This is a genomic window from Arthrobacter sp. LAR12-1-1.1 (assembly GCF_040676555.1).
In the GTDB taxonomy this organism is placed as follows: Bacteria; Actinomycetota; Actinomycetes; order Actinomycetales; family Micrococcaceae; genus Arthrobacter.
Map to the genome: position 1 here is coordinate 42,754 of NZ_JBEGIG010000056.1, position 12,484 is coordinate 55,237.

At 67.6% G+C, this 12,484-nt stretch carries 12 protein-coding genes; 4 read left to right on the forward strand and 8 right to left on the reverse strand.

The genetic code is table 11. The features are described 5' to 3' along the window. The 3 genes from rpmF to coaD all read right to left on the reverse strand — a co-directional run bounded on the left by rpmF (position 1) and on the right by coaD (position 1,439). Positions 1-204 carry a 50S ribosomal protein L32 gene (gene rpmF, locus MRBLAR12_RS20160; protein ID WP_056738282.1) on the reverse strand — a complete coding sequence of 68 codons (204 nt, stop codon included), beginning with the start codon at positions 202-204 and terminating at the stop codon, positions 1-3. A gap of 36 nt (positions 205-240) precedes the next feature. Beyond that, positions 241-765 carry a YceD family protein gene (locus MRBLAR12_RS20165; protein ID WP_229992678.1) on the reverse strand — a complete coding sequence of 175 codons (525 nt, stop codon included), beginning with the start codon at positions 763-765 and terminating at the stop codon, positions 241-243. Positions 766-938: 173 nt separating this feature from the next. After that, positions 939-1,439 (reverse strand): pantetheine-phosphate adenylyltransferase, encoded by a 501-nt coding sequence (gene coaD / locus MRBLAR12_RS20170; protein ID WP_229992679.1) that lies wholly within the window; start codon positions 1,437-1,439, stop codon positions 939-941. A 48-nt stretch (positions 1,440-1,487) separates the two neighbouring features. Between coaD and MRBLAR12_RS20175 the strand changes: the two genes are divergently transcribed. Further along, entirely contained in the window at positions 1,488-2,699 is a 1,212-nt protein-coding gene (locus MRBLAR12_RS20175) for an aminotransferase class I/II-fold pyridoxal phosphate-dependent enzyme (protein ID WP_229992680.1), read from the forward strand. 2 nt (positions 2,700-2,701) lie between these two features. After that, positions 2,702-3,487, forward strand: a complete 786-nt coding sequence (locus tag MRBLAR12_RS20180; RefSeq protein ID WP_229992681.1) for a spermidine synthase — start codon at positions 2,702-2,704, stop codon at positions 3,485-3,487. Here the strand turns inward: MRBLAR12_RS20180 and rsmD are convergent. From rsmD to MRBLAR12_RS20205, 5 genes are all read right to left on the reverse strand, one after another. After that, a complete protein-coding gene (gene rsmD, locus MRBLAR12_RS20185; RefSeq protein WP_229992682.1) occupies positions 3,484-4,110 on the reverse strand; it encodes a 16S rRNA (guanine(966)-N(2))-methyltransferase RsmD in 627 nt (208 codons plus the stop codon). The genes MRBLAR12_RS20180 and rsmD overlap by 4 nt on opposite strands. Before the next feature lie 30 nt (positions 4,111-4,140). Then, the gene (locus MRBLAR12_RS20190) at positions 4,141-6,369 is read right to left on the reverse strand and encodes an ATP-dependent DNA helicase RecG (protein WP_364747985.1); all 2,229 of its coding nucleotides are present in this window, start codon (positions 6,367-6,369) and stop codon (positions 4,141-4,143) included. After that, entirely contained in the window at positions 6,359-7,423 is a 1,065-nt protein-coding gene (locus MRBLAR12_RS20195) for a DAK2 domain-containing protein (protein ID WP_229992717.1), read from the reverse strand. The genes MRBLAR12_RS20190 and MRBLAR12_RS20195 overlap by 11 nt, the downstream gene beginning before the upstream one ends. A gap of 22 nt (positions 7,424-7,445) precedes the next feature. After that, positions 7,446-8,501: a thiamine-phosphate kinase gene (gene thiL, locus MRBLAR12_RS20200; protein ID WP_229992684.1), complete on the reverse strand. Its 1,056-nt coding sequence runs from the start codon at positions 8,499-8,501 to the stop codon at positions 7,446-7,448. An 81-nt stretch (positions 8,502-8,582) separates the two neighbouring features. After that, the gene (locus MRBLAR12_RS20205; protein ID WP_364747988.1) at positions 8,583-11,198 is read right to left on the reverse strand and encodes a hypothetical protein; all 2,616 of its coding nucleotides are present in this window, start codon (positions 11,196-11,198) and stop codon (positions 8,583-8,585) included. Between the two features lie 210 nt (positions 11,199-11,408). On the opposite strand from MRBLAR12_RS20205, the gene MRBLAR12_RS20210 reads away from it, so the two are divergent. Together MRBLAR12_RS20210 and MRBLAR12_RS20215 are read left to right on the forward strand one after the other, a co-directional pair. Continuing rightward, complete coding sequence (locus MRBLAR12_RS20210; protein WP_229992686.1) at positions 11,409-11,984, forward strand: YdcF family protein; 576 nt, start codon at positions 11,409-11,411, stop codon at positions 11,982-11,984. Positions 11,985-12,060: 76 nt separating this feature from the next. Then, positions 12,061-12,441: a hypothetical protein gene (locus MRBLAR12_RS20215; protein WP_229992687.1), complete on the forward strand. Its 381-nt coding sequence runs from the start codon at positions 12,061-12,063 to the stop codon at positions 12,439-12,441. Positions 12,442-12,484: the final 43 nt, after the last annotated feature.

Consider the following 12,484-nt stretch of genomic DNA (forward strand, 5'->3'; position numbering starts at 1 on the left):
TTAGACGTCTGCGACCTTGCGGCCCTTGTATTCAAGGAACAGCGCGGTGCCAGCCGAGTCGGTAACGACCTTTGCCTGGTGCGGCAGGCTGTAAACAACCTGGCCGTTCTCTACGGTCTTCACCAGGTGGGGGGCAGTTGCCTTCCACTGGGAGCGGCGGGCGCGGGTATTCGAGCGAGACATTTTCCGCTTCGGGACAGCCACGGCTAACTCATTTCTCTCTAGAAAAACACTTACAAATCAGTTTTGCCGGTCAGGCTTAGCCAAGTCAGCCAGGGCGGCCCAGCGAGGATCTACGACCTCGTGGTGATGCCCCGGCTCGTCTTCCAGGCGTACTCCACATTCGGAGCAAAGGCCCTGGCAGTCTTCCCGGCACACCGGCTGGAACGGCAGTATGGTGACAACTGCGTCCCGCAACACCGGCTCAAGATCGATCAGATCGTGCTCGACTCGACGTTGCTCTTCTTCGTCTTCCTCGTCGGAGAACACAGCGTCCTCGTAGAAGAAAAGTTCTTGCACATCGACCTCTTGGTCATACGCAAGGGGATCCAGGCATCGGCCGCATTCGCCAGTTACTTCAACGAGCGCGGTTCCTGATACCAGAATTCCTTCGTGTACGGCCTCAAGCCGCAGGTCCAGCTCGATATCCGAGCCTTCCTGCACGCCAATGAGCGCCACACCAAGATCACTTGGCGCGGGTACATGTTCCGTCAGCGTTCGCATGCTTCCCGGACTGCGTCCGAGGTCCTTGACGTCGAACGCCAAGGGCGAACTAGCATCTCGTTTAATGAGAACTCCTGTTGAACATATGACCGACGTACTATCTTAGCCTGAACTTCCGGACGGACTCAAACCGGGGCACGCCGGCGGTTCACACCACAAGCGGCCTTGGATTCGGGCCACGCAACCGGCAGCAGGCCGCCGAGTACCGGTCAAGCTTACACTTTGCGCGCCCGGTTCTGGACCGGCTCGCCCGGAGCCAGCCGTTTCAGCACGGACCGGGGAACAAAGTCCGAGACGTCCCCGCCGAGGGCGAAGACCTCTTTGATGAGGGTGGAGGACAGGTGCAGGTAGTGGCTTTCCGCGGGCAGGAACACCGTCTCGACGCCGGTCAGCTGCCGGTTCATCGTGGCCATCGGCAGTTCGTAGTCGAAGTCCGAGGACGAGCGCAAGCCCTTGACGATCGCGGACACGCCACGCTGGCGGCAGTACTCGGCCAGCAGCCCCTCCCCCACGGGTTCCACCACGATGCCGCGCAGGGACGCAAACGTTTCCTGGGCCATGTCGATCCGCTCCTCCAGGGTGAAGCGGTACTTCTTGGTGTAGTTCGTGGACACGGCCACGATCACCTCGTCGAAGAGGCCCGCGGCACGCGCGATGACTTCCAGGTGTCCATTGTGAATGGGGTCAAAAGAGCCAGGGCAAACAGCGCGTCTCATGCTCCGAACCTACCGTATCCGCGCCGCAGGCCGGGATAACATGGCTGAATGTCCCAGCTCCCTCCCCAGTTCCCGTGGCAGCGCGCCGCAACCGGCGCCAACCTGCTCTCCCCCGACGGTTCGCTGGGCGTCACGATCTTCGAGGAGATGACCACCCTTGCGCTCAGCACGGGCGCCATCAACCTCGGCCAGGGCTTCCCGGACGAGGACGGCCCCGTCGAGATCAAGGAGGCCGCCCAGGCCGCCATCGCCGCCGGCGCCAACCAGTATGCGCCCGGCAAGGGCATCCTGCCGCTGCGGGAGGCGATCGCAGTCCATCAGGAGCGGTTCTACGGGCTCACCCCCGATCCCCAGACCGAGATCATCGTCACCACCGGCGCCACAGAGGCCATCGCCGCCTCGCTGCTCGCGCTGGTCGGTCCGGGAGACGAGGTGCTCACGTTTGAGCCGTTCTACGACTCCTACGGCGCCATCATCGGGCTCGCCGGCGCCACGCACGTTACCGCCCCGCTCCTGGCCCCGGATTTTATGCCGGACCTGGCCGCGCTCGAGGCCGCGTTCAATAACCGCACCAAGGTGGTGCTGGTCAACAATCCGCACAACCCGACCGGCGCGGTGTTCCCCCGCGAGGTGCTTGCGCGCGTCGTCGAACTGGCCGCGAAATACGACGCCGTCATCATCACCGACGAAGTGTACGAGCACTTGACCTTCGGTGTGCAGCACATCCCGCTGGCCACCCTGCCCGGTGCCGCCGAGCGCACGCTGACTATTTCCTCGGCCGGGAAGACGTTCTCCTTCACCGGCTGGAAGATCGGCTGGCTCTCCGGGCCGGAGCACCTCGTGGCCGCCGCCCGGACCGTCAAGCAGTTCCTGAGCTACAGTTCCGGCACGCCCTTCCAGGCCGCGATCGCGGTGGGGCTGGGGCTCCCGGACGAGTTCTACGCCGGCATTGCCGACACGCTCCGGTACAAGCGCGACGTCCTCAGCGAGGGACTCCGCGCAGCCGGCCTGGACGTCCTGACGCCGCAGGGCACTTACTTCGTGAACGTGGACACCTCTCCGCTGGGGATCACCGATTCCGTGGAGCTGGCCCGCAGGCTCCCGGCCCTGGTGGGCGTCGCCGCGATCCCGGTGCCGGTCTTCTGCCACGCCGAGGGCGCCGAGCGCACCCGCAGCCTGCTCCGCTTCGCTTTCTGCAAGCAGCTGCACGTGCTGGAAGAGGCGGCCGAGCGGCTGGCGACCTTGCGCGACAGGCTTTGAGCATGGCCGGGCAGCCACCCGGAGCCTCGCGGTTCCTGCGGACCACCGGGCAGCATGCCACGATCGAACCGGATCCCTTTACCGACGGCGGCGTCGTGCTGAGCATCGGCGGCGCCGAGCAGTCCCACGTCAACCTGGCTGATCCCGCGGACATCTTCTACGAGTACCTGCGCAGGATCGGGCATGTGGTGGACCTCGCCGCCCCGTGGGGCGAGCCCATCAGCGCCCTGCACCTGGGCGCGGGCGCCCTGACGCTGGCCCGCTACATCCAGGCCACCCGGCCCGGCTCGGTCCAGTATGCGGTTGAGCTGGAGCGGGAACTGCTGGACTTCGTGCTGGCGCAGCTGCCCCTGCCGGAGGGAACGCAGCTGCACACGGTGATCGGCGACGCCCGCGACGCCCTCGCCGGGCTTCCGGCGGAACTGCGCTTCGACGTCGTGATCCTGGACATCTTCTCGGGGCCCGAGGCGCCCGAACACATCGCGTGCACCGAGTTCTACCAGGAGGCGGCCGCCCGGCTGACACCGCGCGGGGTCTTGATTGTCAACGTGGGCGACGAACCCGGGCTGACCCTGGTCCGGAGCCAGGCCGCGGCCATGCGCCGGGCCATGGCCGACGTCTCGGCCTTCGCCGAGGCCGGCATGTTCACCGGCCGGTACCCCGGGAACATCATCCTGACCGGGACGCAGGGCCCGTGGCCGTCGGTCTGGACGGCGGCCCTCACGGCGCGCGGTCCGCATCCGGCCAGGCTGCTCGCCGGCGTCGAACTGGACGTGCTCGCCGGTTAGTCCCCGACCTCTAAATCCACGCCGTCCACGGATTCGACCCCGGTTTCCACGGCTTCCACACCGGGCTCGGCGAACCACAGCCGGGTTTCGCCGTACTTCTTCTCGGCAAACCGTTCCATGCCCTCGGGCCATGCCGGCTCGGGGGTCCGGGATGAGCGTTCCACCACCACGACGGCCCCCTCGCCCAGGTGCGGCACCAGCTTGGCCAGCACGGCAGCCAGGGCCGGCTCGTCCAGGGGGTAGGGCGGGTCCAGAAACACCAGGTCCCAGCGCGCGGCCTCAGCGGTCCGGTCCAGGAAGGATTCGACCTTGGAACGGTGCACGGAGACCACCTTGCGGCCCGTGACGGTGTTGACCAGGTCCGCGTTGCGCTGGCAGACGGCGCTGGCCTTGGCATCGAACTCGACCAGATCCACAGAGTCGGCGCCGCGGCTGCCGCTCTCCACACCCAGCGAGCCGGATCCCGCGTACAAATCCAGCACACGCGCACCGGCAATGACATCGAAGGCGTCCAGCCGGGAGAACAGCGCTTCCTTGACCCGGTCCGTCGTGGGCCGCGTCAGGCTCCCGGGGACGCTGGTCAGCGTCGTTCCGCCGGCCGCGCCCGAGATGATACGGCTCATGGGCGCGCCACCGTCGGCGCCTGGATTCTGTTAGCCGCGTTCAAGGAACGCCTCCTTCTCGGGGTTCAAATATTCGTCGATCGCGGCCGCGAGCCCGGGCTGGCCCGCCAGTGAGGGATCGGCGGCCACGATCCGCTGGGCGTCCTGCCGGGCCCGGGCGATCACGTCCTCGTGTTCCAGGACGCGCAGCAGCTTAAGGGTGGAGCGCCCGCCGGACTGCGAGGCACCCAGGATGTCGCCTTCGCGGCGCAGCTTGAGGTCCTCCTGGGACAGTTCGAAGCCGTCGGTGGTGGCCGCCACGGCATCGAGCCGGCGCCGGCTCGGATGGCCCGGCTCCAGGGTGGTGACCAGCAGGCAGGTCCCGGGCAGCCCGCCGCGGCCCACCCGGCCGCGCAGCTGGTGGAGCTGGGAGATGCCAAAGCGGTCCGCGTCCAGAATGACCATGAGCGTGGCGTTGTGCACGTCCACGCCGACTTCAATCACGGTGGTGGAGACGAGCACTTTGGTCTGATTGGCCGTGAAGGAGGCCATGGTCTCGGACTTCAGCACCGGGTCCTGCCGGCCGTGCAGCGGCGCCACAGCCACCCCGGCGAGGGCCGGCTCGTCCTGGAGGTGCTCCACGACACCGGTGACGGAGGCGAGTTCGCGTGAGCCGTTCTCGCCTTCGAGGTCCGCGGCGGACGGTTCGGCCTCGCCCGGGGTGAAGTCGCCGTCGTCGTCCGCGCCGATCTTGGGGCAGACCACGTAGACCTGGTGCCCGGCGTCGATCTCCTCCCGCGAACGGGACCAGATGCGCGTGGCCCACCCCGGGTGTTCCGCGAGTCCCACCACATGCGTGGAGATCGGGGCGCGGCCGGCGGGGAGCTCATCCAGCACGGAGGTTTCGAGGTCTCCGAACACGGTCATGGCCACAGTCCGGGGAATCGGCGTGGCGGTCATGACCAGCAGGTGCGGCGGTTTGCTGGCCTTGGCCCGGAGGGCGTCGCGCTGTTCAACGCCGAAGCGGTGCTGCTCGTCCACCACAATCAGGCCGAGGTCGTAGAAGGACACGTTCTCGCTCAGCAGAGCGTGGGTGCCGATCACGATTCCCGCCGTTCCGGAGGCCGCGTCCAGCATGGCCTGCCTCCGCGCCGCGGTGGGCATGGAACCGGTGAGGAGGGTGACCTGGACCGCGTCCGGGCCGAACCCGCCGAGCATCCCGTCCCGGGAAAGCGGTCCGAGCGTGCGCCGGATGGATTCATAGTGCTGGGCGGCGAGGACCTCCGTGGGGGCCAGCAGGGCAGCCTGTCCCCCGGCGTCCACCACCTGCAGCATGGCGCGCAGGGCCACGATCGTCTTGCCGGAGCCCACCTCGCCCTGGAGCAGCCGGTTCATTGGCGAGTCCTGGGCGAGCTCGTCGGAGAGCGTCTTGCCGACGGCGGCCTGGCCGGCGGTCAGCGTGAACGGCAACTGGCGGTCGAACGCGGGCAGCAGCCCGTCCAGTGCCGGACGGCGGGCCGTTGCTTCCTCGGCGGCGAGTTGGGCACGGCGGCGGGCCAGGGCCGACTGGAGCACCAGGGCTTCCTGGTAGCGGAACCTGTCGCGGGCGCGCTGGAAGTCCGCCGGGGTTTGCGGGGCGTGGATCAGCCGGTACGCGTCGGCGACCGGCAGGAACTTCTCCCGCGCCGCGATCTCCGCCGGCAGCGGGTCACCGAGGGTTTCGAGCTCCACGGTGTCCAGCAGCGTCGAGATGACCTTCTGGATGGACCAGCTGGTGAGCTTGGCCGTGGCCGGGTACACCGGGATCGGCATGGCGGCGAGCTTCTCCGGGTCGATGCCGGGGGTGTCGGGGTCCTCGTCGAGCAGCAGGAAATCGGGGTTGGTCAGGCCGAGGAATCCGCCGTAGCGGGTGACCTTGCCGGAAAACATGGCGCGCCGGCCCGGCTGCAGCTCAGCCTTGGCCCGGAACCCGTTGAAAAAGCTGACCTTGAGCGTGCCCGGCAGCCTGCCGCCGGCGTCGTCGGAGATCACGACGTCGGTGAGGGAGCCGCGCCGGGCGCGCATGGGCCGGGTGCTGTTGGAGACCACCCGGGCGATCAGCGTCACTTCCTCGTCCAGAGGAACCTCGCTGATGGGTGTCAGCTCGCCGCGGCTGAGGTAGCGGCGGGGGAAGTAGTTCAGGAGCCCGCCGACAGTGGTGATGCCGAGGTGTTTTTCGATGACAGCCGCGGAGCGCTTGCCGATGCGGCGTTCCAGGCCCAGTTCAAGTTCAGCGTGCATGTCCGTCGGGGTTTCGGGTTTCGGCGGCAATTGCGGGCGCATCGAAGGCGGCAACAGTGGCGGCCCGCGGGTCCGGATCGCGCGGCACGGCGAGCTCGCTCACGGAAATTTCCGTGGGCTCACCCAGGGAACGGATCAGCGCGACGGCGGGTTCGGCATCCAGGACGTGGACGTGGACGCGCCAGCGGTAGTGCCCGGCGGCGTCCGCAGCGCCGCCGACCTGGCTCATGATCACCGAGTCGCCCATTTCGTCGAGCCGTTGGCGCATCATGGCGGCGTCCAGCGGGGACAGGGAAATGGTGCACATGACTTCGACGCCTTCGTCGCGCGGCATGCCGACGTGGATATGCGGGTCCTGGACGTCGTAGCCGTGCAGGCCGTCCAGCAGTTCGCTCTGGAGCTCCTCGCCCAGCACGGCGGAGCGGAGGCAGTCCAGGATCAGGAGCATGCCCACACCGCCGGCGTCCACGACGTGGGCGGCATGCAGGGCATCGAGCTGGTCCTCCGTGCGCACCACGGCGGCCAGGGCTGCCTCGACGGCAGCATCCAGGGCCAGGCCGAGGGTCTGGTTGCTGTCATCGCCGTCGTGCGCGGAGTCGACGGCGGCCGCGGCCCGGGCGGCGGCTTCCATGACGGAGAGCATGGTGCCCGGCACGGGATCACTCAGCGCGGACCAGGCCCGGATCTGGGCCCGGTTCAGGGCCGCGGCCAGCAGCGGTGAGCTGATCCGGGTGTGCCCGGCCAGCGGTTCGGCGGCGGCGGCGAGGAAGACGGCAAACAGGGTTCCCGAGTTGCCGCGGGCCTGTTCCATGGCCACCTGGCCGGCCTGCGCCAGGACGGCGCCGACGTCGTGCGGGTTCGCGGCGGCGTGCGTGGACTGGCCAGTGGCCGTGCCACTGTCGACGACGGCGTCCGCGGCGTGGGCCGCGGCGCGGACGGTCAGGTAGAGGTTGGTGCCGGTGTCGCCGTCGGCCACGGGAAAGATGTTGATGGCGTTCAGGCGGTCGCTATGGTTGCCGAGCGTGGTTTCCGCCTTGCCCAACCACCGCTTCATCGCTTGCGCGTTGGCGGCAATCTTAGTCTGCAAAGTGATCCCATCCCACAGCGTCAGCGGGCCTGCCCGCGATCGTTACTCCCGTGCTTTCGGTTGGTGCAGGGGCCTCTACCGAGCCTATCGCAGTGAACCCGGGAGGGAGTTGAACCCCTGCGGGGAAAGTGGCCAGCAGTCCGTGGTCTTCGCCGCCGCCGAGGACCCAGGACATCGGGTCTGCTCCCAACAGCTCCGACGCCGGCAGCAGCGCAACGGCCAGCTCCTTCAGGGCGGCGGCTTCCAGGTTCAGCACCGCGTGGCTCGCGGCCGCCATGCGGTTTCCGTCCCGGACCAGGCCGTCCGAAATGTCCATCATGGCCGACGCGCCGGCCTCACGCGCCAACGGGCCGGCCGCGAGCGGCGGCTGCGGGCGGCACTGGGTGTCCATGAGGGAGCGCTGCCCGGCGGTCAGATCCCCCATGGGGACGTCCGACTCCAGCAGCGCCAGCCCGGCTGCGGCCCGGCCCACTGTTCCAGCCAAGGCCACGGTGTCTCCCGGCCGGGCCCCGGAACGCAGCACGGGCGCCATGCCGTCAAGGGTCCCCAGGATGGCCACGCTGACTGCCAGTTCGCGGCCGCGGCCGAGGTCGCCGCCGGCCACGGCGCAGGCCGGAGCGCCCAGCTCCCTGATCCCGGCCATGAGGCCGTCCGCGAAATCCTCCACCCAGGACACAAGGGTCTCAGGCGGCATCGTCAGGCTGACCACAAGTGACGTGGCCCGGGCGCCCATGGCATTGATGTCGCTGAGGTTTTGCGCCGCGGCCTTCCAGCCGACGTCGTACCCGCTGGTGCGGTAGCCGTTGTTCCATTCCAGCCGGAAGTCCTGGTCCGCCACCTGGGTGTCGATGCTCAGCACGGTCCGACCGTCCGGCGCGGCGACAATCGCTGCGTCGTCCCCCGGGCCCAGCAGCAGGTACGTCGCCGCAGCCGGGCCGCCGGTGGGCTCAGCGTTGGTGAGCCGCGGGAAGATGCGCGCCAGCAACTGGGACTCCGAGAGCCCGGCAACGGTCAATGCGGTGTCCGCCCGCAGGGGTTGGGGCACGGCAGTAACAGGGACAGGAGTTGCAGGCACAGGAGAGTCAGGCACAGTTTCAGGCACAGCCCTACGCTACCGCGAGGGGAGTTAGTACGTAGCCTTGAGGCAGCCGAAGTGGGTGTTGCCGGACGACAGCCCTGCTACGCCCAGACCCCACGCGCACACGGTGTATACGCCGCGTCTGGTCACCGGAATGACAATCCGGTAGCCGTGGTTGCCGCTGATCTTCATAACCGAGTTGACGTCCGCCCTGTACCGGCTGGCCACATAGGCGGTGCCTTTCGTGGTGCCGTCGGGGGACGTGACGTAGAGGTGGACGGGAATGTTCGCCCGGGTCATGCCGGGGTCCACTCCCCAGCCGCTGGCCACCAGCGCCGATCCCGTTCCGCCCAGCTGGACCTTGACGGACTCCAGGTAACCGATCGGCGCGGGGGTGGCCGCAACGCGCACGGTGGTGCAGCCCAGGAGGCTGTTGCCCAACGGGAAGATGCTGACGGCAATTCCGTAGGCGCAGATCTTGTAGCTGCCCGGCGTCTTGACGGGCAGCGCCACCCGGTAGCCGTGGTTTCCGGTGGTCCCCATGACCTGATTGACGTCCGCGCGCGCCCGGTTGGCCGTGTAGGCGGAGCTCCTGGTCACTCCGTTAGGGTCGGTGACGTAGAGGTGCACCGGGATGGAGGCTGCCGGCGTTCCGGGGTCCAGGCTCCATCCGCTGACCGTGATGGTCGCCGTCGGCGCGTCCGTCTTGACGACGGTGCTCTCCAGGAAGCCGGCCGGCGCCGGTGTTGCCCGCGGCGTCAGGGATTTGCAGCCCAGGAGGCTGTTGCCCTGGCTCAGCGGGGTGACGGCCAGGCCGTAGGCGCACACTTTGTACTGTCCGCTCATGGTCACGGGGATGTCCGAGGTGAAGCCGTGGTTTCCGGTCACGGACATCACCGTGTTGACGTCAGGGCGGCTCTTGTTGGCGGTGATGGCCTTCGTCGTCGTCTTGCCCGCCGGATCCGTCACGTACAGGTGGACCGGGATGGACGCGGTGGGCGTCCCGGGATCGTAGCTCCAGCCCGTCGCCCGCAGAACTGTCACCCCGCTGACCCTGGTGAGTGCCATCGACTCGAGGTAACCGGCCGTGGGCGCCGACCCGGCCAGGGTCAGGGACCGGCAGCCCAGATCCACGGTTTCGACACTGCCCAGGGCGTACACGCAGACCTTATATACGCCGGCGGTGGTCAGGTTGAAGGAGCGGCTGAACCCGTGGTTGCCGGTCACCTGCATGATCTGGTTGACGTCCGGGCGGGCCTGATTGGCCGCCACGGCGTAGCCCGTGGCACTACCGCCGGGCGGCGTCACATAGATGTGGACCGTGGACGATTCTGAGGACTTGGCGGAGTCGTAGGCCCAGCCGGCGACGTGCAGGCGGGCCGTGGTGCCGGACTTGGTGATGGCCATGGACTCGACGTAACCCTTGGCGGGCGCCCCGGGCGGGCGGATGGTTACGGTGGCCGAGGTGTCGCTGACCGAATCGATGCTCACCTTTGTACCGGCGTGCGTGCTAAACGTCTGCCCGGCCTGCCAGGCCTGGGTGTTGCTGTAGTAGCCGTTGAAAGCGGTTGCGCGGGTATCGGGCGGGAGCAGGATCGAGGAGTTTCCTCCGCCCTGCTGGGTGATCTTCACGCCGCGGTTTCCGGCCTGCGCAATCACCGCGTCATAGCCCACGGCAGTCCGGAGCTCGAGGTAGTACACCTCGCCGGACTTCGGATCCGTGAACTTCACCGCACGGTTCGCGTCGTCGCCGGCCCAGGGTTTGAGCGTCACCCGGCGGGGTCCGGACACGGTGCCGAGGTTGGTGATTTCGTTCCCGTTGCCGAACCGGCCCATCTCCCACAGGCTGGCGCTGATTTCCGGCATCATGTCCCAGTGCGAGATCCCCATCAGGTCCAGGTTGTCGCCGTAGGTCTTGATGCTGCAAGTGGGATCGGCAAACCCGGCGAAGGGTCCGGAGGCCACGTCCATGGCCCCGCTGCCGCACACCAGGCTGTTGGCGTGGTCCATGCCCAGGGCATGCCCGAACTCATGGGTCAGCACGGGGGTGGTCAGCCGGCTGTTCTGCGGCATCAGGATGCGCCCGCCTGTGGTGCCGTTGCTGTAGGTCATGCCGGCGGTGCCGTTGCTCAGGTACGCGCCCGGGATGAAGATCACCAGGGCGGTGTAGGAGCTCTGCGTCCAGCCCAGTTCCTGGGAAACTGTCTCCACGATCTGCGCCGGCGACTGAGTGGACTTCGCGGCGGACCTGTGTAGATGGCGTGAGGAGGTCAGGGCGATGTCCACGCGGCTCGAGGTGGCGTGTGCCCAGTAGCGGTTGGCCGCGCTGAGCGAGGCCTTCGCCGCGGCCATCGGCACTGCCGCGTCCGTCTCGGCTGCCGATTTGTCGGCCAGCTGCACCGTCACGAGGGTGGTCTTCAAGGTCCCCGCCATGGGCGCGCTCACGTAGGTGTATTCGCTCCTGGCCCTGTTGGCCGGCGGCTCGGGCCGGACAAAGTCATCCACCACCTGCCCCTGGGGGCTCGGGTCCGACACCGCCGGGATGGCACCGGCGGACACCTGCGCGGCGGTCGGTACCTCTACAGCGGCCCCAGCGGCCTGGGGCAAGTATGCTGCCAGCATCACGGCGGCAATCACGGTTGCCGCTATGTTCAGTTTTCGCATAAATTGCTCGCTTAGGGTGGGACCTCAGGCGGTGACCTGTTGGTGGGAGCGACGGAAGATGCCTATAGCATAAACGCCAATTCCCGTCTGTCACCCCAATAACTTTGATCCCTTGAATCACAACTGCATCACGCATTGTTATTGCCAAGTTTTTGCGCAGGACCGACACACCATTTCGCCACCTGAAAACCGCGTGCCAAACTCTAAGCCGTGCCTTCTTCCGTCGCCGCGGTGAATACCGCCACCCGCAGGGTGCTCGCCTTCGCCGTCGGCGGCCTCCTGCTGTGGCTCATCATCGCCGTTCAACTCTTCGTCAACGTGGATCCGCTCAGCGTGCACCGGACGGACGCCATCATCATGCTGGGCGGCGCGGCCACCGAACGCCTTCCCGTGGCCCGTCAGATCCAGTCCGAATCTCACATTCCGGTCCTGGTGATCTCGCACACGGACACGTTAGGCAACCGTGCGGCGGATGAGGCATGCAATTCAGCTGCCTTTCCGAACCCAACCGTCATCTGCTTCCGGCCCCCGGACCTGGACACGAGGGGGGAAGCGCGGGCTATCTCCCGGCTGATCGAGGCCAACGGCTGGAAGTCCGTCACGGTTGTGACCTCCAGCTACCACATCACCCGTGCGGGGCGGCTGATCGGACAGTGCACGACGGCGGATGTACAGATGGTTGCCTCGCATCCGGACCTGGATCCAGGCCAATGGATCCGGCGGTTTGTGGTCGAAACCGGAGGCCTATTGGACGTTTCCCTCAGGCCCGAATGCGTCAATCAGTGAGCGGAAATGTAACAATTGAACCTCATCCGGTTGAACTGGTCAGCCGGTTCGGGCATCTGACCGACGCGAGGAGGACATGCTGGAACACTCTCCCGACGGCCCTCCGACGCTGGTGGCCGCACCACGACACCTGCGCCGGCGGCGCATGCACACGGAGATCCCGGACGCCCTCCTGGTGCCCGGAGCGGAGCCGCTTCCGCTCACGGATCCGCCGGCCGAGGCGCCGGCTGCCGACGGCCAGGACGCTGCAACTCAGGCTGCCGACGGCCAGGACGCTGCAACTCAGGCTGCCGACGGCCAGGACGCTGCAAGCCAGGCTGCCGCAATCCAGGAAAAAGAATCCCAGCAGCTCGTCCGTGACATGCAGAAACGGCGCAAACGGCGGGTGGCCCTCCTGTTCGTTCTCTTTGTCGCCATCGCCGTGCCGGCAATCGTGCTGGCCCTGCTGCTCGGCTGAATCCGAGCCATTAACTCTTCCAACCGCTCGCACACCTTTGGGG